The 18,796-nt window shown below is 70.7% G+C and carries 19 protein-coding genes; 9 read left to right on the forward strand and 10 right to left on the reverse strand.

Translation table 11 applies throughout. The features are described 5' to 3' along the window. Window positions 1–224 precede the first annotated feature (224 nt). Window positions 225–590, forward strand: coding sequence for a nuclear transport factor 2 family protein (locus tag C7M71_RS22560; RefSeq protein WP_111491836.1), 366 nt, complete (start codon window positions 225–227; stop codon window positions 588–590). A gap of 51 nt (window positions 591–641) precedes the next feature. On the opposite strand, the gene C7M71_RS22565 is transcribed toward C7M71_RS22560, so the two are convergent. Next, window positions 642–1,382, reverse strand: coding sequence for a FadR/GntR family transcriptional regulator (locus C7M71_RS22565; protein ID WP_111491837.1), 741 nt, complete (start codon window positions 1,380–1,382; stop codon window positions 642–644). 144 nt (window positions 1,383–1,526) lie between these two features. Between C7M71_RS22565 and C7M71_RS22570 the strand changes: the two genes are divergently transcribed. From C7M71_RS22570 to C7M71_RS22595, 6 genes are all read left to right on the forward strand, one after another. Beyond that, the gene (locus tag C7M71_RS22570; protein ID WP_111491838.1) at window positions 1,527–2,030 is read left to right on the forward strand and encodes a gluconokinase; all 504 of its coding nucleotides are present in this window, start codon (window positions 1,527–1,529) and stop codon (window positions 2,028–2,030) included. Beyond that, window positions 2,027–3,217, forward strand: coding sequence for an ABC transporter ATP-binding protein (locus C7M71_RS22575; protein WP_111491839.1), 1,191 nt, complete (start codon window positions 2,027–2,029; stop codon window positions 3,215–3,217). The genes C7M71_RS22570 and C7M71_RS22575 overlap by 4 nt, the downstream gene beginning before the upstream one ends. Continuing rightward, window positions 3,214–4,353: a polyamine ABC transporter substrate-binding protein gene (locus C7M71_RS22580; RefSeq protein WP_229758858.1), complete on the forward strand. Its 1,140-nt coding sequence runs from the start codon at window positions 3,214–3,216 to the stop codon at window positions 4,351–4,353. The genes C7M71_RS22575 and C7M71_RS22580 overlap by 4 nt, the downstream gene beginning before the upstream one ends. Next, window positions 4,350–5,288, forward strand: coding sequence for an ABC transporter permease (locus C7M71_RS22585; RefSeq protein ID WP_111491840.1), 939 nt, complete (start codon window positions 4,350–4,352; stop codon window positions 5,286–5,288). The genes C7M71_RS22580 and C7M71_RS22585 overlap by 4 nt, the downstream gene beginning before the upstream one ends. Then, window positions 5,285–6,130 (forward strand): ABC transporter permease, encoded by an 846-nt coding sequence (locus C7M71_RS22590; RefSeq protein WP_111491841.1) that lies wholly within the window; start codon window positions 5,285–5,287, stop codon window positions 6,128–6,130. The genes C7M71_RS22585 and C7M71_RS22590 overlap by 4 nt, the downstream gene beginning before the upstream one ends. A 66-nt stretch (window positions 6,131–6,196) precedes the next feature. Continuing rightward, window positions 6,197–7,825, forward strand: coding sequence for an amidohydrolase (locus C7M71_RS22595; protein WP_111491842.1), 1,629 nt, complete (start codon window positions 6,197–6,199; stop codon window positions 7,823–7,825). Window positions 7,826–7,896: 71 nt separating this feature from the next. On the opposite strand, the gene C7M71_RS22600 is transcribed toward C7M71_RS22595, so the two are convergent. Beyond that, window positions 7,897–8,163 carry a DUF397 domain-containing protein gene (locus C7M71_RS22600; protein ID WP_111491843.1) on the reverse strand — a complete coding sequence of 89 codons (267 nt, stop codon included), beginning with the start codon at window positions 8,161–8,163 and terminating at the stop codon, window positions 7,897–7,899. Beyond that, entirely contained in the window at window positions 8,160–8,981 is an 822-nt protein-coding gene (locus C7M71_RS22605; RefSeq protein ID WP_111491844.1) for a helix-turn-helix domain-containing protein, read from the reverse strand. The genes C7M71_RS22600 and C7M71_RS22605 overlap by 4 nt, the downstream gene beginning before the upstream one ends. A gap of 257 nt (window positions 8,982–9,238) precedes the next feature. Between C7M71_RS22605 and C7M71_RS22610 the strand changes: the two genes are divergently transcribed. Both C7M71_RS22610 and C7M71_RS22615 read left to right on the forward strand, forming a co-directional pair. Continuing rightward, on the forward strand, window positions 9,239–9,589 hold the full coding sequence (locus tag C7M71_RS22610) for an ATP-binding protein (RefSeq protein WP_407675935.1): 351 nt from the start codon (window positions 9,239–9,241) through the stop codon (window positions 9,587–9,589). Further along, window positions 9,586–9,960, forward strand: a complete 375-nt coding sequence (locus C7M71_RS22615; RefSeq protein WP_111491846.1) for a hypothetical protein — start codon at window positions 9,586–9,588, stop codon at window positions 9,958–9,960. The genes C7M71_RS22610 and C7M71_RS22615 overlap by 4 nt, the downstream gene beginning before the upstream one ends. Here C7M71_RS22615 and C7M71_RS22620 read toward each other — a convergent pair. From C7M71_RS22620 to C7M71_RS22645, 7 genes are all read right to left on the reverse strand, one after another. Next, window positions 9,957–10,868 (reverse strand): sucrase ferredoxin, encoded by a 912-nt coding sequence (locus tag C7M71_RS22620; RefSeq protein WP_114914509.1) that lies wholly within the window; start codon window positions 10,866–10,868, stop codon window positions 9,957–9,959. The two genes, C7M71_RS22615 and C7M71_RS22620, sit on opposite strands and share 4 nt — an antisense overlap. Window positions 10,869–10,927: 59 nt before the next feature. Further along, window positions 10,928–12,139 carry a phospholipase D-like domain-containing protein gene (locus C7M71_RS22625; RefSeq protein ID WP_229759204.1) on the reverse strand — a complete coding sequence of 404 codons (1,212 nt, stop codon included), beginning with the start codon at window positions 12,137–12,139 and terminating at the stop codon, window positions 10,928–10,930. Between the two features lie 115 nt (window positions 12,140–12,254). Next, a complete protein-coding gene (locus C7M71_RS32975) occupies window positions 12,255–12,377 on the reverse strand; it encodes a hypothetical protein (protein WP_322975188.1) in 123 nt (40 codons plus the stop codon). A gap of 261 nt (window positions 12,378–12,638) precedes the next feature. Next, the gene (locus C7M71_RS22630; protein ID WP_111491366.1) at window positions 12,639–13,784 is read right to left on the reverse strand and encodes a hypothetical protein; all 1,146 of its coding nucleotides are present in this window, start codon (window positions 13,782–13,784) and stop codon (window positions 12,639–12,641) included. Further along, window positions 13,768–14,598 carry a thiopeptide-type bacteriocin biosynthesis protein gene (locus C7M71_RS22635; RefSeq protein ID WP_111491365.1) on the reverse strand — a complete coding sequence of 277 codons (831 nt, stop codon included), beginning with the start codon at window positions 14,596–14,598 and terminating at the stop codon, window positions 13,768–13,770. The genes C7M71_RS22630 and C7M71_RS22635 overlap by 17 nt, the downstream gene beginning before the upstream one ends. An 18-nt stretch (window positions 14,599–14,616) precedes the next feature. Further along, window positions 14,617–15,861: a lanthionine synthetase C family protein gene (locus C7M71_RS22640; RefSeq protein ID WP_111491363.1), complete on the reverse strand. Its 1,245-nt coding sequence runs from the start codon at window positions 15,859–15,861 to the stop codon at window positions 14,617–14,619. Then, the gene (locus C7M71_RS22645) at window positions 15,858–18,761 is read right to left on the reverse strand and encodes a lantibiotic dehydratase (protein ID WP_111491362.1); all 2,904 of its coding nucleotides are present in this window, start codon (window positions 18,759–18,761) and stop codon (window positions 15,858–15,860) included. Before C7M71_RS22645 ends, C7M71_RS22640 begins: the two co-directional genes overlap by 4 nt. Window positions 18,762–18,796 lie beyond the last annotated feature (35 nt).

Raw genomic sequence — 18,796 nt, forward strand, 5'->3', positions numbered from 1 at the left:
GCTGCCGCCCTCCGGCAGCGGGACTGCGCACTGGCTGCACCGCCGGACGTTCCTGCCGGCCGTACACAGATCGGCGTCGGTGTCAGGGAACTCCGCGACCCGGCCGCGCCCGCTCTCCCGTCACGGTGCCTTCCGCAGGGTGCGTCAGCGGTGGGGGTGGAAGGTGCGGCGGAGGTCGGTGATCCCCTCAGCAAGTCGCCCAACCAACACCAAGGAACCGTCACATGAGCACCCACCACCGCGAACTGCCGCGCAGCGTCGAGCGCTACCTCGCCACCAAGGTCGCCGACCGGGCGGCGTTGGTCGATTCGGTCTTCGCCGCGCACGCCACCGTCCATGACGAAGGCCGGACCTACGTCGGGACCGACGCGATCCGGCAGTGGGCCACCGACCTGGCCCAGCAGTTCACCATCACCTCCACCCTGGACCAGCTCGTCCAGGACGGCGACCAGGTCATCGCGCACTTCACCTACACCGGCGACTTCCCCGGCAGCCCCGCCCAGCGGTCCAGCCACTTCACGGTCGAGCGGGTCGAGCGGGGCGAGCAGGGCGAGCAGCGACTGATCACCACCCTCGACATCCGCGAGTAACCCCCGCCTCGCCCGCCCCCGCCACCGCCGCCAGCCGCCCCCGCAGCGCCGTCAGCCGATCCCCAGGCCCGAGTCGAGGGACATGGCCTCGATGGACTCGACCACGATGGCGCGCATGGCCGTCTCGGCTTCGTGGGGGCGGGCGAGTTGGATGGCTTCGGCGACGTCGCCGTGGAGGCGGATGGCGGCGGTCTCGGGTTCGGTGGGCATCAGGTTGTGGTGGGTCCGGCCGGCCAGGACCTCGGCGACGACCTGGGAGAGGTCGGAGAACATGTCGTTGCCGGACGCCTCCAGGATCGTGCGGTGGAACGCGATGTCGTGCTCCAGGTAGGCGTCCAGGTCACCGCGCTTGGCGGTCACGGACATGCCGATCACCGCCGCGGTGAGCGTGCCGCACTGCTCGGGCGTGCAGCGGGTGGCCGCCAGCGCGGCGGCGACCGGCTCGATGCCGCAGCGGAGTTGGCTCAGCGAGGACAGCTGGGCCATCCGGTCGGGTCCGGCCAGCCGCCAGCGGATGATCCGGGGGGCGAAGAGGTTCCACTGCGAGCGCGGCAGCACGGTGATGCCGACCCGTCGCCTGCTCGCCACCAGCTGCATCGACTCCAGCACCCGCACGGCCTCCCGCATGACCGAGCGCGAGACCCCAAGGGTCTCCTCCAACTGCTCGATCCGCAGTATCTCGCCCTCGGGGGCCTCTCCGGAGACGATCGCCAGCCCCAGCTGGTCGAGTACGCGGTCGTACAGCCCTGGGGAGCGGTCGCTCGGCTGCTGCCTGTCCCGCGAGCCGGGCATGCGGTCCACCTCTCATAAGTATGCTTTTTTAGATCCGAGGGTTGATTTGATCGTACTTCTACTTCAAGATGCGTCCATACATCATCTCATCGGGGGTCCGATCGCGTGACTACTTCGCAGTTTGTAGCACCTTTGGTTGTCGTCATGGGCGTGACAGGCGCCGGCAAGACGACGGTGGGCCGCGCCCTGGCCGAGGCACTGGGGGCCGACTACGCCGACGCCGACGCGTTCCACAGCGCGGGCAACGTCGCCAAGATGAGCGCGGGCAAGCCGCTGGACGACTCCGACCGGCAGCCCTGGCTGCGGGCGGTCGGCGACTGGCTCGGCACACGCGGTGCGACCGGCGGCGTGGTGTCCTGCTCGGCGCTCAAGCGGAGCTACCGCACCATCCTGCGCGAGCGGGGTCCGGGCGTGTGGTTCCTCCACCTGGCCGGGCCCCCGGACGTCGCCGCCGCCCGGGTCGGCGGGCGCGAGGACCACTTCATGCCCGTCTCGCTGGTCACCGCGCAGTACGCCGCGCTCGAACCCCTCACGGCCGACGAACCCGGACTGACCGTCGAGTTCGTCCGGCCCCCCGAGCAGATCGTCGAGCAGGCGCAGCGCGCCCTCGCGGAAATACAGATACATCCCCCCAAGGAAGTCGTATGAGCAGCTCTCCTCCCCAGTCCGCCCCCGCCGGTCACCGGGCAGGCACCGGTGACCGGACGGGCTCCGTCGAGCTCCGCTCGGTCAGCAAGTCCTTCGGCGGCGTCACCGTCGTCAAGGACCTCGACCTCTCGGTGGAGCCCGGGGAGTTCCTCTCCCTGCTCGGCCCCTCGGGATGCGGCAAGACGACCACGCTGCGCATGCTCGCCGGCTTCGAGCAGCCCGACAGCGGCGAGGTCCTGGTCTCCGGCGCCGCCGTGCACCACCTGCCGCCGCACAAGCGCGACATCAACACGGTCTTCCAGTCGTACGCCCTCTTCCCGCACATGACCATCGCGGCGAACATCGCCTACGGGCTGCGCCAGCGCCGCACGGTCGACCGCACGGAGATACGCTCCCGGGTCTCCGAGGCGCTGGACATGGTGCAGATGACGCGCTTCGCCGACCGCAAGCCGAGCCAGCTCTCCGGCGGCCAGCAGCAGCGCGTCGCCCTCGCCCGAGCCCTGGTCAACCGCCCCAGCGTGCTGCTCCTGGACGAGCCCCTGGGCGCCCTTGACCGCAAGCTCCGCGAGGACATGCAGGTCGAACTCAAGCTCCTCCAGAGCCGACTGGGCACGACGTTCGTCTTCGTCACCCACGACCAGGAGGAGGCCCTGTCGATGAGCGACCGGGTCGCCGTCATGCTCAACGGCCGGATCGAGCAGATCGCCGACCCCTACACCGTGTACGAGCGCCCGGCCACCGCGTTCGTCGCCGGTTTCATCGGCCAGCAGAACTTCCTGACCGGAACCCTGGCCGACGGGGGCCGCACGGTCGAGATCACCGGCGGAACGGTCCTGCTGAGCGAGCCCGCCACCGCCTCGCCCCCCGGTCTGGTCCGCGTCGCCGTACGCCCCGAGGCCGTCGTCGTGGCCGAGCAGCAGCCGGCCGAGCCGACCAACACCCTGCCCGGCACCATCGCCGCGGTCTCCCTGCTCGGCGACGTCCTCCAGTACGTCGTCCACGCCGACACCGGTCAGGAGGTCCTGGCCCGCGTCCCGCGCCGCCAGGCGGACCGCCTCACCGGGGGCACCCGCGTGTGGTGCTCCTGGGCCCCCTCCGACGCCCGCGTCTTCCCCGCCGAAGCCGAAGCCGAAGCCGAAGCCGGTTCGGCCGCCGATTCCGCCGCCCCGATGGAGAGCACCAAGTGAACCACCAGGACCACACCCCCCGCCTGCTCGCCCCCGCCTCCCGCGTCGCCGGTCTGCCCCGCCGCACCTTCCTCGCCGGGTTCGCCGCCGTGGCCGCCGCGCCCATGCTCGCCTCCTGCGGCAGCTCCGGCTCGTCCGGTTCCAAGCTGCGGGCGTACTCCTGGAGCGCGTACGACGACCCCAAGGTGCTGTCGGCGTTCACCAAGAAGTACGGCCCCAAGGTGGTGGTCGACTCCTACAGCTCCAACGAGGAGATGATCGCCAAGCTGGTGGCGGCCAAGGGGACGAGCGGCTACGACATCGTCATCCCCACCGGTGTCTTCGTCCCGCAGATGGCGGCCAACGGCCTGCTCCAGGAGCTGGACCACAGCAAGCTGCCCAACCTCGCCAATCTGGGCAAGGGCTACCAGAACCAGGAGTGGGACCGGGGCAACAAGTACACGGTGACCAAGTACTGGGGCACCACCGGCTTCGTCTACGACACCAGGGTCATCAAGCGCGACCTGAAGACCTGGGACGACTTCTTCGACGCCGCCATGCACGAGGCCAGCGGCAAGACCTCGCTGGTGGACGACCCGGGCGAGATCTGCGCCATGCTCTGCTTCGCCAGGGGATGGCACCAGAGCACCACCGACAAGGCCCAGCTGGACCAGATCGAGTCCTTCCTGATCGACAAGCTGGCCCCGCACATCGCCGCCTTCGACTCCTCGCCCGGCAGCAGCGCGATCCCGCAGGGCACCCACGCCCTGATGCACTGCTGGAACGGCGACGCCCGGCGCGGCATCCTCGCCAGCAGCGAGCAGGACCGCTGGAAGTGGGTGCTGCCCGGCCCCAAGACCAACCTCTGGATGGACAACTGGGCGATCGTCAAGGGCAGCCCCAACGCCGACGCCGCCCATGAGCTGATCGACTACGTGCTCGACCCGGCCGTGGCCATCAAGCAGGTGGAGTTCGTCGGCTACGGCACCGGCGTCAACGGCACCGAGGAGGAGGCCAAGCGGCTCAAGCTTGAGCTGATCGACATGATCAGCCCCTCCGCCGAGCAGCTCGCCACCATGTACACCGGCGTCATCAACAAGGGCCAGGAGCGCCGCATGGCCATCGTCAACAGGATGAAGGCCGAGGCCGGCGCATGAGATCCGCCGACCGCCGCAGCCCCCGTGCAGCGCGGCGAGCCCTCCCACCGGGCCTCTTCGCCGCGCCCACCCTGGCGTGGCTCGCGCTCTTCTTCATCGCCCCGGTCGGGCTGGTCTTCTGGTACTCCCTCGGCCGAAAGCCGGGGCTGTACCAGACCCACTCCAATGACGTGCTCACCATGGGCCGCTACCACGAGGCGCTCAGCGACACCTTCCTGACCAGCTTCATGGGCACCCTGCGCATCGGCCTCGCCGGTACCGCGCTCTGCCTGGCGATCGGCCTCCCCTTCGCCTACTGGCTGGCGGTCAAGGTGCGGCCCCAGCGGCGCTTCGTCGTACTGGCCCTGGTGCTGGTGCCGTTCTGGACCAACTTCCTGATCCGCACCATCGGCTGGCAGGTCGTCCTCTCACCCGAGGGCTTCGCCTCCCGGACGATGCAGGGCCTCGGGCTGATCGACAAGCCGTTCTCGATGCTCTTCACCCCGGGCGCCGTGCTGCTGGGCGTGGTCTACAACTACCTGCCCATGATGATTCTCCCGCTGTATGTCGCCCTCGACCGGATCGACGGCTCGCTGCGCGAGGCCAGCAAGGACCTCGGCGCCGACCGCTGGCGCACCGCACTCCAGATCACCCTGCCGCTCGCCCGACCGGGCATCGTCGCCGGGCTGCTCCTGGTGTTCATCCCGCTGATGGGCGACTACGTCACCGCGTCGGTCCTCGGCGGCGCCCGCGGCAACATGGTCGGCCAGCTCATCGCCAGCCAGTTCCAGCAGGGCCAGAACTGGGCGCTCGGCTCGGCGATGGCCATCGTGCTGATCCTTGTCATCGCCCTGACCATCCTGGCCACCGCCGTGGCCGGCATCGCCTGCACCTGGCTTCTCACCCACCGGCGCCGCCGCGAGCTCGCCGGGATCGCAGAAGGGAGCCCCGCATGAGCGCGCGGCGGACCGTGGACCGGGCCCTGAACGCCTGGGGCCTCCTGGTGATCGCATTCCTCTTCACCCCCATCGCCGTCATCGTCGCCTACTCCTTCAACACCGGGCGGCTGCTGGCCTCCTGGGAGGGGTTCGGGCTCGACGCGTACTCCTCGGCGCTCGCCAACGACGACATCCTCTCCGCCGTCTCCGTGTCGGTGCGGTCGGCGGCCGGCGCGGCGGTGATCGCCGTGGTGCTCGGCACCCTCTGCGGCTACGCACTGGCCCGCCACCCCGGGAGCCGCGTCGGGCGGCTGGTCACCGTGCTGCTGGCGCTGGTCCTGGTGACGCCGGAGATCGTCTCCGGTGTGGCGCTGCTCCCGTGGTTCGTCTCCCTCGGCGTGGACTGGAACGTCACCGTCTTCAACAGCGGATGGGTGCGCCTCGTCGTCGCCCACTCGCTCTTCTCGACGGCCGTGGTGACCTTCCTGGTCCGCGCCCGGGCCCAGGGCATGGACCCCTCGCTGGAGGAGGCGGCGGCCGACCTCTACACCCCGCCGCTGCGCCGCTTCCGCTCCATCACCCTGCCGCTGCTGCTGCCGTCGGTGCTGGCCGGTGGGCTGATGGCGTTCACGCTGAGCCTCGACAACACGATCATCTCCGCGTTCGTCCAGGTCTCCGGCTCCACGCCGTGGCCGGTCTATGTCTTCAGCGCGGTACGGGCCGGTCTGCGCCCGGAACTCGCCGCGATGTCGGCGGTGATGCTGCTGCTGACCCTGGCCGCGCTGACGGCCGTGGCGCTCGTGCTGCGACGCGTCGGCGGTTCCAAGGACGCCGTCAACGCCCTCTCCGGCGTCCACTGACCCCGCCCCCACCCCGTCCCCAGCCCCGACCCCCCATCCCCCGCAGAGAGCGAGAGTGCACCACCGATGGCGGCAAACCTGCTGATCCGCAACGCCCACCTGCCGCTGGGCGACCCGGAGGCCGCGTCCTGGTCGGTCCGGGTCGCGGACGGCCGGATCGCCGAGGTCGTCCCGACCGAGGTCGGAGTCCCCGAGGCCCCGCCCGGCACCGAGACGCTGGACGCGGCAGGCCGCTCCGTCCTGCCCGCCTTCGCCGACTCCCACGTCCATGTGCCCGAGTCCGGAGTCGAACTGCTCCGGTGCGACCTCACCGTCTGCGAGAGCCGGGACGAGGTGCTGCGTACGGTCGCCGACTATGCGCGGTCCCACCTCGGCGAGGAGTGGATCATCGGCCGGGGCTGGGCGCTGCCCCACTTCGCCGAACACCCCCCGACCCGGCAGGAACTCGACGCCGTCTGCGGCGGACGCCCCGCCTACCTGGCCAACCGCGACGGCCACAGCGCCTGGGTCTCCACCGCCGCACTGGACCGGGTGACCCCGGAACTCCTCCGCAACCCGCCGCCCGGCGGCCGGGTCGACCGCGACGCCGACGGCAGCCCCACCGGGCTGCTCCACGAGTCGGCCATGCAACTCGTCTCCGACCTGGTCCCGGCGGTGGGCGCGGAGGACCTGCGGCGCGGCCTGCTGGAGGCGCAGCGGCGGATGTTCTCCTATGGCGTGACCTCGTGGCAGGACGCCATCGTCGGACCGTTCGTCCCCACCACCGACATCTACGACGTCTACCGCCGGGCCGCCGCCGACGGCAGCCTGCGCGCCCGGGTCACCGGCGCCCTGTGGTGGCCGCGCGACGCCTCCGCCGACACCCTCGCCGGGCTGGTCGAGCAGCGCCGTGGCTGCCCGCCGGACTCCCGGTTCTCCTGCACCGCCATCAAGATCATGTACGACGGGGTGTGCGAGACCCACACCGCCGCACTCTCCCGCCCGTACGTCGGCATCGCGGGCGCCGGGACCGGCCTGACCTTCTTCGACCCCGCCGACATGGCGCGGGCGGTGCCGCAGATGGACGCCGCAGGGTTCGACCTCCACTTCCACGCCATCGGCGACCGCGCGGTCAGCGAGTGCCTCGATCTGGTGGAGGCGGCGCAGCAGGCCAACGGCCCGCGCGACCGGCGGCACCAACTCGCCCACCTCCAGATCGCGGACGACCGCAGCGTGGCGCGGATGGCCGCGCTCGGCGTCATCGCCAACGTCCAGCCGTACTGGGCCCAGGCCGACCCGCAGATGCTCGATATGACGATCCCGTACCTGCCCGGCGAGCTGGCCGCCTTGCAGTACCGATTCCGCACGCTGGAGGACGCGGGCGTCCGGGTCGCCTTCGGCAGCGACTGGCCGGTCAGTACGCCGAACCCGCTGGACTGGATCCATGTCGCGGTCAACCGCAGCCACCCCGACGAGCCGGGCGCCCCGCTCTTCGCCCCGGAGGAGGCGATGAGCCTGCGTTCGGCGCTCCGGGCGGCCACGGCGGGCTCCGCCCATGCGCTGCGCCGCGAGCATGAAGCGGGCACGCTGGAGCCGGGCGCCCGCGCGGACCTGGTGGTCCTGGACCGCCGCCTGGACGAGACCGTGCTCGGGGAGATCAGCCGGACCCGCGTCGACCTGACGCTGATCGACGGCGAACCCGTCTGGACGAGGTGACCCCTGGGGCGGCAAAGGCAGCGGCCCCGTCGGCCACTTCGGGCGGCGACGGGGCCGTGGGCAGGGGGGAGTCACTGCGCGGCGGCGAACTCCACGAAGTCGGCCCACGCCTGAGGCGTGAAGGCCAGCTGGGGGCCCTGCTTGTCCTTGGAGTCACGGACATGGACGGTGGAGGGGCAGGCGGCGACCTCGACGCACTGGCCGCCCGCGCCGCCGCTGTGGCTGGACTTGTGCCAGCCGACGGCGACCTCGACGCAGGCGCCACCCTCGGCACCGCTGTAGCTGGACTTGTACCAGGTCAACTCGGTGGAGCCGGGGATGGTTTCCTTGACGTTCATAGTTCTCCCAGCGACTTCTCGATGTAGGCCAGCGACTCCCGGGGAGTCAGGGCCTGTGCTCGGATGATGCCATAGCGTGAGGCAATGGCGCGGACCTCTTCCACGTCGGTGACGATTGTGCTACGGCCCTGCCCCTCCATGTACACCACCTGCTGCCGGCCCTTGGGCGTGATCAGGTGGAACGGGCCATCCATCCCGGCGTGGTCCTCCCGGTCGGTGGGCATCACCTGGATCTCCACGTTCCGCAGCTGCCCGACCTCAAGCAGCCGTTTGAGCTGCCCACGCAGCACCTCTTTGCCGCCGATCGGGCGGCGCAGCACCACCTCCTCGATGACAAACCCCAGCAGCGGCGCCGGGCGCCGGGTGAAGATCTCCTGACGGGCCAACCGGGCCGCTACGCGCTGCTCGATGGTCTCCTCGTCCATCAGCGGTCGGCCCGTGGCGAAGACGGCCCGTGCGTAGCCCTCGGTCTGGAGCAGCCCGTTCATGACCAGGCTGTCGTAGGTGTACAGCTCGACCGCCTCCGCCTCCAGCCGAACGTAGTCGCGGAAGAACTCCGGGAAGCGCGCGCTCGCCACCGACCGCTTGAGCACGAGCAGCATGCCGCCCGCGTTCAGCACTTCGTCCGCCTTGTCGATGAACTCCGGCTGGGCGACCCGCCGTCCCTGTTCGACCGAGGAGACCAGATCCTCGGAGTAGCCCAGCTTCTTGCCCAGTTCCGCCTGCTTGAGCCCCGCCCGCTCGCGGAGCAGCTTCACCTGCTTCCCGAAGCCCTTGAGGATCTCGATTCCCGAGTCGTCCTGTGCGTTGACGGCCACTTTCCGCCACCTCCTGACGTACCGTCTGCTTAACGCAGCTCGCTTCCCCACCGTCACGAACGCCCCCGCGTACGCGCCACGTTCCGCCGCCGTACAGGCACTCTCCGTACTGTGGGTCGTGCTGGTCAGGCTACTCAGATCGGGCCACCGTTGGAGGCATGAAGTCCGAATTTCCCCCTACCGAAATCACTCTCCGTGCCCGAGATTTCGCCCAGCGCTTCAGCTCCACCCGCCATGGGGCCCGCTTGGCACGGCATATGACGATGCGTCGGCTGGCCGATTGGGGGTGGCCGCCGGTCGGCGAGCTGTCCACGGCGGCGGCGCTGGTGGTGGCCGAACTGGCGTCCAACGCGGTACTGCACGGCCGGCTGCCCGGGCGGTACTTCGAACTGCGGCTGGCCGTCTTCCCGGACGCCTCGGTCCTGCGCATCGAGGTCTCCGACGCCAGGGGCGAACGCCGTCCCGAGGCACCCACCCACATCCCCGGGCCGGAGGCCGAGCGCGGGCGGGGGCTGCTGCTGGTGGACTGCCTGGCGCTGCGGTGGGGTGTGCTGGACCGGCTCCCGGTCGGCAAGACGGTCTGGGCGGAACTGGAGGCGGCGGCGTGAAGGCGGACCGGGCGGCCGAGCGGGAGCGGGTCCGGCGATTGCGCGAGCAGGGGCGGGAGGTGGTCGCCGAACTCCGGGCCGCCACCGGCAGCATGGGGCTGGACTTCTGCGAGCTGCATCTGCGCGAGGGCACCGGGCCGGACGCGGAGCCCAGCATCGCGTGGGGCTGCACCACCGTGGACACCGCGCACCGCTTCCTCGACCTGCTGGCACTGCTGGACGCCACCCGGGAGGCGGAGGCGGCGCTGATGGCGCGGATCTTCCGGCGCTACCCGCAGCTCCGGTCGGGCCTGCACCCGCACACGCAGCCGTCTCCGTCCCCGTCCTCGCCCTCGTCCTCGCCCCCGTCCCCGTCGCGGTTGCGGTACTAGCGGGCGGCGACGGTCCGGACGACCATCCGGACCGGGGTGCCCGGGGCCTTGCCGCAGGACTCCGGGCGGGGCGGCTCCGAGACGCCCCGGGCGACCTCGACATCCCAGGTCCGGCCGTCGCCGGTGTGCCGGACCAGGACCTGCCAGCCCTCCGGGGACGGTTGCTGCCGCTCGACCGTGAGGGCGTCCGCGCGCTCTTCGCCGATCAGGCGGCGTACCGCCAGCTCGGCGGCCTGACCGGGCCGGTCCCAGCAGGACCGGCCCCGGCACCCCTCCTGGACCATCCGCCCGTCGGCCGCGCCCGCCAGCACCTCCTTGGCGGCGGCGGCGCTGAGCCTGCCGTACGCATAGCCGTACGGCAGCACCAGCATGGTGGGGGAGAAGCGGTGGCCGCCGAGGTGGGTGACCTCCCACACCTCGCTGTGGCCGGAGGCGGCCAGTTCGGCGGCGAGCGGGCGGCCGAGCAGGGCGCAGCAGCGGTCGCGGCGGCCGTTGGTGCACACCAGGGCCAGCGGGTCGCCGTGGTGGTCGCTGCCGAAGCTGCCGTGTACGCCCGCGCCCAGCGCCGCGAAGTCCAGCGCCGCCAGTTCGGCCGGGTCGGCGACGGTGGCCCGCCGCACCCAGGACGCGCCCGGGGCGGTGTGCGCCACGACCACCTCGCGCCGGGGGTGTCCGGCGGACGGCGGGTCGGCGTGCCGTCCGGGCCTGCGGATCAGCGCCACCCGTACGCCGGTCCCGTCCGCCGCCCGGTCCAGCGCCCGGCCGACCTCGGGGTCGAGGTGGCTCTCCTTGAGCGCCTTGGCCCCCCACGGCCCGGGCTGCTCCAGCAGCAGCCAGGTGGCGGCGGTCGCCGCCGTGGCGGCCAGCGGCTCGGTCAGTTCACGGGAGAGGGCCGTACAGGTGTCCACCGGGCCACCCTACTCCGGGCCCGGAAGGGGCCCGGAGGGCTGGAGAGCGGGCCTGCGGATCATTCCTTTGTGCAGTACGGGCTCTTCCGGATGGCCTCGAAGTCGGCCTTGAAGCTGTCGTAGACGGCCGCGTTGTCGATCTTCAGCAGGGTCTCGTCATGGGAGCGAAGAGTGGGGTAGGTGTAGTTGTGGCTTCCGGTGAAGACCACCTTGCGGTTGGCGCCGCCGAGATAGGTGCCCTCGATGATCATGTACTTGTCGTGGATGCCGATGGTCCGCGTGGTCCCGTCGGCATTGGTGGCGGTGCCGTCGCACCGCGTGATGGAGCTGATCTTCCCGGCGAGGATGCCCTGCACCTTGGTCCCGTAGTTGCCGTCCCCGGCGTTGCGGATGAGGTCCACCCGGCAGCCGGCCTTCTTCAGCTCCACCATCTTGTCGGCCACCTGGGAGCGGGTGAAGGCGTACATGCCGATCCGGATCTGGGTGGCGCCGCCCGCGCAGTCCACATTGCCCAGCAGGGAGACGATCGTGTCCGTGCTGGGATCGGTCGAGTAGGTGGTGCCCGACGACTCCTGGCGGGGGAAGAAGTACGTCTTGTACGGGCCGCTCTGCTCCGTCTTGTAGTAGGTGGCGAGCCCCGAGCCGGAGGAGCCGTACGTCTTGAGGTCCTGCCAGTAGGCGCGGTAGGCCGAGTAGAGCCCGGAGCCCTCGTCCGGGATGGTCACGGCGTTGTTGTAGAAGTTGCGGCGCTGGCTGGTGGTCAGGTTCGCCGAGGTCTGGAACACCACATTGGCCGTACTGCCGACCTGGGAGAACAGGAAGAACTTGTTGTGGTTGATGGCGGGATCGCCGAGGTTGCGGTTGGCGATGCAGCCACGGGTGGCCGGGCAGGCCAGCACCCATGAATCGGCCGACAGATTGGTGCCCAGACCCGCCGTGAGCACCGGGTACTCCGTACCGTCCGCAGTGACGGCGTCACCGTCGACGATCACCTTGACCTTCACACCCCGCTGCTTGGCGGCGATCAGCGCGCTGCTCACTCCGCCGTCCGTGAAGAGGTAGATGGAGCCGTTGATCTCGGATCCCTGCGGAGCACGGTTGACGAGGGATATCAGCTCGTTCCGAATGGCGTCCTGCTCCGCCGCCGTCCCCACCGGATTGTTGAACGTGGTGGTGAGGGGCACGGTGTCGTCGGCTGCGGCGGCCGTCCCCGGCACTCCCAGCAGGGTGGTGCCCAGCAGAACGGCTATCGCAGGTGCGATGTAGCCCATCTTCACGTTCGGCTCCCGTCATGTCGCTGCCAGCTTGATCGGCAACGTACATGACTGATCGTCATATGAGAACACCTGTTCCGGTGCCGGGTCACGCGTCGGGTCAGGCGTCGGGTCAGGCGCGGGGGAGGGCGAGGGTGGGCAGTCGGGGGTGCCTGAGGTGCTGCCCGTCCCGGTCGATGTCCAGACGGAAGCTCTCCGGCGGCGGGCAGCCGGCCTGGTCGTACGCGTCGAGCACCGCCTCGACCTGGGGGCTGAGTTGGGCATCGGGAACGGCGCACTGGGCGAGGAAGCGCGCAAAGAACGCCTCAGCGGTGGCAGCGGTGATGCGGTCGGGAACATGCCGGGCACGGCGGCGTTCGCCGCCCAGCAGCGAGGCCCAGTGGCGCTCCGCCCCCAGAGGCCGGGAGGCCAGGCTCGTTGTGGTTTGGCTCCTGGTCGCTCTGGTTGCCCTCGTTCCCGACGCTCATGCCGAACGGGCCGCGCACCTGGGCGCTCGTCAGCGGACCTCTTGAACTCGATTCACCCCCAGGGGGTGTGGCTCAGGGCGGGCGACGCTACGGCGAATGACGCGATCACTTGTGCGTAGCGCGGCCGTGAGCTGGTCGCCCAGCTCAGTGGGGAGCACCCCAGCTTCGAGTGAACAAGCGTGGAGTAGAGCACGGCAGTCCCGCGCTTCCCGGTCCGTGGCGAGGGCAATGAACAGTGGGTGAGAAAGGACCTCCCGGGCCGCGTAGCCGTCGGTCGTCTTTATCGTCCGGCGGTGCAGCTCCGTGACCACCAGGCGCGCAACCGGGTCCTTTCCCGAGCCGACCACGTCCAGCACGGCGAGTCCGAGTCTCGTATCGAAGACGGCCGTGTCGTCCCGATCCGGACGTTCGAGGTAGGTGGTCACCAGGTCCCGCAGGGAGCGTCGCCAAGGCTGCCCTGATACGCGGCGGCACAGCACGGTCAAGCAGCCCGTGACGGCCTCCTCCCATGCCTCTCCGGGGACTGCATGGGCCAGGAGACTGCCGGCTTCGAGGGTGTTCCCGCTCGTCAGAGCCGCGAGGACGGCGACTTGCCGGCCGTCGAGCATGCGCTGCCCGACGCCGCGGTGCGTCTCGATGTGGGCGAGCGCTTCGCCCCAGCGGCCGGCCGTGGTCAGCGCGCGCGTGCCGTCGGCGAGGAGCACACTCCACAGCCAGGAACGGACATCATGGCGGTCGGCGGCGTTCGCTACGAGGTCCGCAGGCACGGTGATGCCCTCGACCCGGATGGCGCTCCCGGTGGTCACGGCATCGAACAGCTCCAGCAGGCGCTGACGACCGTCGTCGGTTTGTCCGGCGCGGAGTTGGAGGCGCGCGAGGTTGACGAGGGGTTCGAGGGCGCGGATCGCGGCACTGCTGGGCAGGGGCGCGGCGTGCAGGTAGGCGGCGGCGTGTTGGTGGCACATCGCGCGGGCGGTGGCCGGGACGCCGACGTCGGAGGCGACCAGGGCGGCCTGGTTGTAGACCGTGGAGGCCAAGCCAGGGTCGCCCTGCTTCCCTGCGTCGTCTGCGAGTTCGGCCAGCGCGTGAACGCGTTGGGGCAGGGGGAGGCAGGTGGGGCGGGGGCGAGCAACGAGGGGGAAGCGCTGGGCTATGGAGTCATGGAGTTTCCACACGGTCCTTGACGCTCCTCTCGGAGGTGGGGTCCGGGCCGAAGACGACGGTTTTGGCGGCGGCCGTGAGCGTGGCCTGCATGGGGTAGGGCAGGCCGATCCGGTTCCAGGCGAAGATCACGTGGTGAGCCATGACGTCACGGAGGCCACGGTGGAGCTGTCCCGAGGCTGTGAGATCGGCCAGTTCTCTTCCGGCGTCGGTGTAGGCGCAGGCCCACCCGGCGACGTGGGCAAGCGGTCCGTCCGGCTGCACCGCGTACTGCAGGTCCACGGAGAGCAGACGACGTACGGCGGTGTGCAACTGGTCGTGACTGTCCCGTTCGGCACCGGGGGGTAGGGCCCGGTGGGCGGCGACCCGGGCCCATACGTCGCCTTGCTCGTACCAGTCCAGTCCGGCTGAGCGCATCATCAGGCTGCACAGCATCAGGGATGTCTCGCGGCGGTGTTTGCCAGCCTCGCTTCCGAGAATGTCGATGATGCTGCGGCTGTCGCGGTGGAAGAGCCGGTGGGCGGATGCCATGGCTTCGGCGCCGCCGAAAGCGTGGATCTCCGGTTCGTAGATGGTCTCCGTCCACCCTCCGATGCATCCCTCGGCGGCCAGCATGTCGAGGTCTTGGGCGATGTGGTCCTGCCCGTCGGAGGCGGGCTGATAGCGCACGCGCCAGCAGGGATGCTTGCGGACGATGAACCACGCGGTGAGGGCGCCTTCGTCCTCTGCGGCGCGAAGGAGCGGGGCGAGTCGAGCCAAGGCGGTGATCTCGGCGCGTTCCCAGTCCCGGAAGGCGACGTTTACCTGGCGCCAAGTGGATGGATTCATACGGCGGGCCTCCAGAGTTCACGCCAGGGCGAGGAAGGTGTCCCAGTGCGGTGCGAGCGCGCTGCCCGTGCCGATGGTGTGCAGGGCGAGGGCCGCCCCGGCGGCTCCGTCGAGGAGTTCCGGGTCGTGGTCGCTTCGGTCGAGCGCGGTGATCAGACGGCTGGCCAGGTACGGCAGCTCCGCAGCGATCTCGGGGTTGTCCGTCTCGGTGGCCATCCGCCATGCGGCGTGCAGCAGTCCGGCCATGCCGTGGCACAGCCCGATCTCAGGGAGCTTGGCCAGTTGCAGTGGGTCGCGCAGGGCCGCGAGAATCGCGCTCTCGGCGGCCTGCACGCGTGCCGGGTCGCCAAGAGCGAGCCCAGCCAGCTGCTGAGCGCGGGCGGTGCCGCCGACTCCGTAGCACCAGGATGGCCGGGGGCGAAGGCCAGAGTGGACGTGGCCGTCGGTCGTCTGCTCCACGGTGATCTGGCCGGGCCACCAAGGGCTGGTCTCGTCGCCTTGGCGCCACTGGTCGGTCCAGGCACAGATTCGCTCGACGGCATCGGCCATGCCGGGCAGGGTCAGGCCATGGAGCAGGGCCTTGGACAGCACGGACAGGGTGGAGCCGATGCCGTGGGCGAGCCCGAAGTTCCCGTGGCCGCCGGGATATTCGGCGTGGGGTGCGCCGGTGGGCGCAACGTTCATCCACCAGGGCGGCAGTCCGCTCGGGTCGGGCATGGGCTCGGTCAGGCGTACCAGGTAGGCCAGCGCATCCTGAGTGATCTCGTGGCGGGGGTGGCGGCTCAGGTGGTAGGCGCCAAGCCCTGACAGGCCCTGGATCAGATCGAACTCTTCCATGGGAGGCCGCTCGGCGCGGTCGATGCGGTGATGGGCTGCTGCGAGGCGGTTCCGGGTGACGGTGAGGGTCGCCGCATCCAGGCGCTCCAGGACGGGCAGGTACCGGCTCGATGCGCCGGCCACGCGATGCATGATGAAGGCGAGGGCGGGTGCGCCGAAGTACAGGTTCGCGTTGGCCGCCGCGCTGACTTCACCGTGCACGGCCGTGGCCAGCCAGGTGTGCGCGGTGTCCCAGTCGCCGTGGCCGGTCCGGGCACGCTCGATGTGTAGCAGGGCGATGCCCGAGGCTCCTCCGGCGAGCGACTGCGGCCAGGCTCGGCCGCCGTCGGGTCGGCCGCCGGGCCACACGGTTTTGGGGTCGGCCAATGCGTCGGCCAGACGGTCGGCGGTCGACAGCGCGGTGGAGGCGAGAGCTGTCGTGGTCACGGTGTCCTCCTCGCTCGTGCTGTCCAGCTCAGGGCGGCGGCCCTGGCCAAGTGCAGGTGCGTGCGCTCCTCGGGCAGGTCCGGCCCGTGCATCCGGACCTGGTGGAGGTGCAGCAGGTCCGGCAGCAGATCCTGGGGCTGCATGGCCGCGCCTGTGAGCACGCGGCGGTAGGCGGTCAGTGCCCCGCGTCGCGCGGACCAAGCCGTGGCAATGGCCTTGCTCAAGTCCGCGGGGCGGGTGTTCACCAGGTCGACGGCTTGGCGGTAGACGGCGCGTGGCGGAGCGGCCGGGGTGGTGCGGGTGTGCTCGATGAGCCAGTGCATCGCCGCAGCGCTGTCACCGAGCAGGCCGGTGGCGATGTCGACCATGCTTGCAGCAGTCATCGCGCGGGCGTCCAGGACGCCCGTCCCGGCCTGGGCGGCGAGTTGAGCCAGAGCGGCGGCGGAGTCGGCGGCGAAGTACCGCTCGGCCGCGTCGATCGCGGTGGGACCACCGAACCGCGAGGTCTCCGGGTGGTAGGTCTCCACGCTGGCGTGGGTGATCAAGCCGTGGCGCCGGAGCCGGCGGGTCCACTCGCCGATGTGCTCGAAGACGCTGCCGAGGGCTCCGGGCGCGCACATCAGGCGAACACGAAGGTGGTTGTCAGGGTCTCGGTAGCGGACGAACCACCATTGGGGGGCGCCCAGTTCTTCCAGCAGGGTCGGCAGGTGTCGGGCCAGGAGCGGGTTCTGCCGGTCGCGGTGTCCGTGGAGCTGGAGGTAGACGCGATTGTCGCAGCCGGGCAGGTGGCCGTGCTCACGGCTGACGACGTGCCCCGGCGCCCGGACCGGGGCGACGTTCTGGTCTGCGACCAGGGGAATGGCGACTTCGTGTGCTCGGCCGCCGGTCCACCCCAGGTCCTGGGGTTTTGGTGCGGGGCGCAGCGTCACCTTGCCGTCGCGGTCCAGGTGCGTGCGCAGCAGTGCCCGGTGTGAAGGCTCCGCCAGGTCCAGGGCTATGCACTGATCGGCCTCGCTCAGGTAGACCCGCTCAGGCAGCTGCACGTCATGGCGCCATTGGGTCAGGGCCTCGTCCCACTGCGGCCACGGTGCTGACGCGGCGGGCAGATCTTCACTGGTGAGGAGCCAGCGGGCCGGGGACAGGATCGTGCGTCCGTAGCGCAGAGCAGGCAGAAAAGGCAGGTTGGAAGCGGCGGTGCCCCACATGAATCCGGTGCACGGGACGGCGAGCGCGACGGGTGCCTCGGCAAGGAACCGGGCCAGCGGATGGGAGTGGTGGCCCAGGTCCACGGCGTTGAGCAGCAGCGTGTGCACCGGGCGGCGGCGCGAGAGGGAGACCAGGTGCAGTTGTTCGGCGTCGGCGGTGACCGCCAGATCCGTCACGGGGACGAGGCTGGTGTCCGGACTCTGGTAGTCGCCGAGCGAGATCACCAGCTCGGTCGCCTGTGGGGCGCGTGCGACGTTCTCAGCGCGGACGGACAGCGGGGTGGAGCTGATCTGCGCGACGATTGCGCTTCGGTGCACTCCGGGCAGCCCGGCGTACACCTCGGTCATGCGACGGCGGTCCTCGTTGTCCAGCATGCCCAGGAAGCGGCCGGCCGTAGCACCGGCCGAGCGCGCCACCCCGACGACGTGCAGGGCGAATTCGCCCTGCTGGAGAGCGGCAACGCTCGCGGCATCGATGCGTACGGTCAGTTCGGTGCTCGGCTGCACGGGGTGGTCAGGATCTGTGGTCGCCAGTTCCTCCAGGGCGGCATCGTCAAGCTCGACCTCAAGACGGCGCTGCACCCCGGCGGCGTAGGCGAGCCTGATGAGTCGGCTGTCGCGCTCCGGCGACGGGGAGGGCGTCGGCGCGGTGGTGGCCCCGAGGAAGCCGGGCGGGTATCCGAGCGTTTCGATGGCGTCCAGGACGGGGACGGTCGCCCGTGGCCCGTACCGTTCCAGGAAGCGTCCGTGCCACTCGGGCCAGCCGGTCAATGCCGCTCGGGAAGCGAGGCGGGTGAGTGCCTTCGCTGCCGCTGCCGCCTCCTGCACCACCGCCTTGGGTACGGTCAGGTCCCAGTCCATCCGCAGGTCGAGCGCCGTTCCGGGGGTCTCACGTATCTCTGCTGCCTCGGCGGGAGTGAGGTGCTGTGCGTGGTCGAGGAGGGCGGCGAGGGGGTCAGTGACGGTCATCGCCGGGCGGAGACTGGTGAGGAGGACCCGTTGCTTGACCAAGCCTTCGAGGAGCTTGTCGATCGCGGCGAGCGGCGCGCTCGGGAAGCCGGCGGAGAGCTTCGCAGCGAGGTCGCTCCACAGGATCGGGGTCCGCGCGCCGTCCAGGGCTTCGCGGACCGGCGCGGTCACGCGAACGTGCACGTGCTCCGGTCCTCCGTCGGTGGTTCCGCTCGGGCGGTGCTCGATCACAACGTGCCCGTCGCGTTCGACAGCGAGGGTGGACGTGAGCAGCAGCAGGTAGGGCCGCAGTGCCGGGTGCTGCTCGAAGCGGCCGATGAGGGCCGTGCAGCGTGCCGCGTCGGGCCTGGGGACGGCGTGGTGCCTGGTGCCTACGCGCAGCGCGGGCATGGTGCCTATCCGCGCGGCCCCGACCCCGGCGAACAGACCGAACGGGGTGGCGCGCGTGCGGGCGCGCAGCAGATAGCGCAGAACGGCGAGCACGGTGCGCCGTACGGCAGGGGCCGGAAGCGATCGATCGGCGCAGATCTGCTCCACCCTGCTCGCGAGATCCGGACTGGCGGCCGTGACGGCCATCGCGAAATCGGTGGCTTGCCAGATCTGTTGCAGCCACGCCCGCCACGACATCGTGTTCGCGGATGTGCTGACGAGGTCCGGCCAGACCGTCCGGTGATCGGGGTGCCATGCAGCCGCCCGGACCACTGCTGCATCAACGCAGCGGTACATATGCCCCTCCTCTGGCCGCGCGGTTCCCGGCCGCG

Origin of the sequence: Peterkaempfera bronchialis (assembly GCF_003258605.2) — a bacterium.
GTDB classification, from domain to species: Bacteria; Actinomycetota; Actinomycetes; order Streptomycetales; family Streptomycetaceae; genus Peterkaempfera; species Peterkaempfera bronchialis.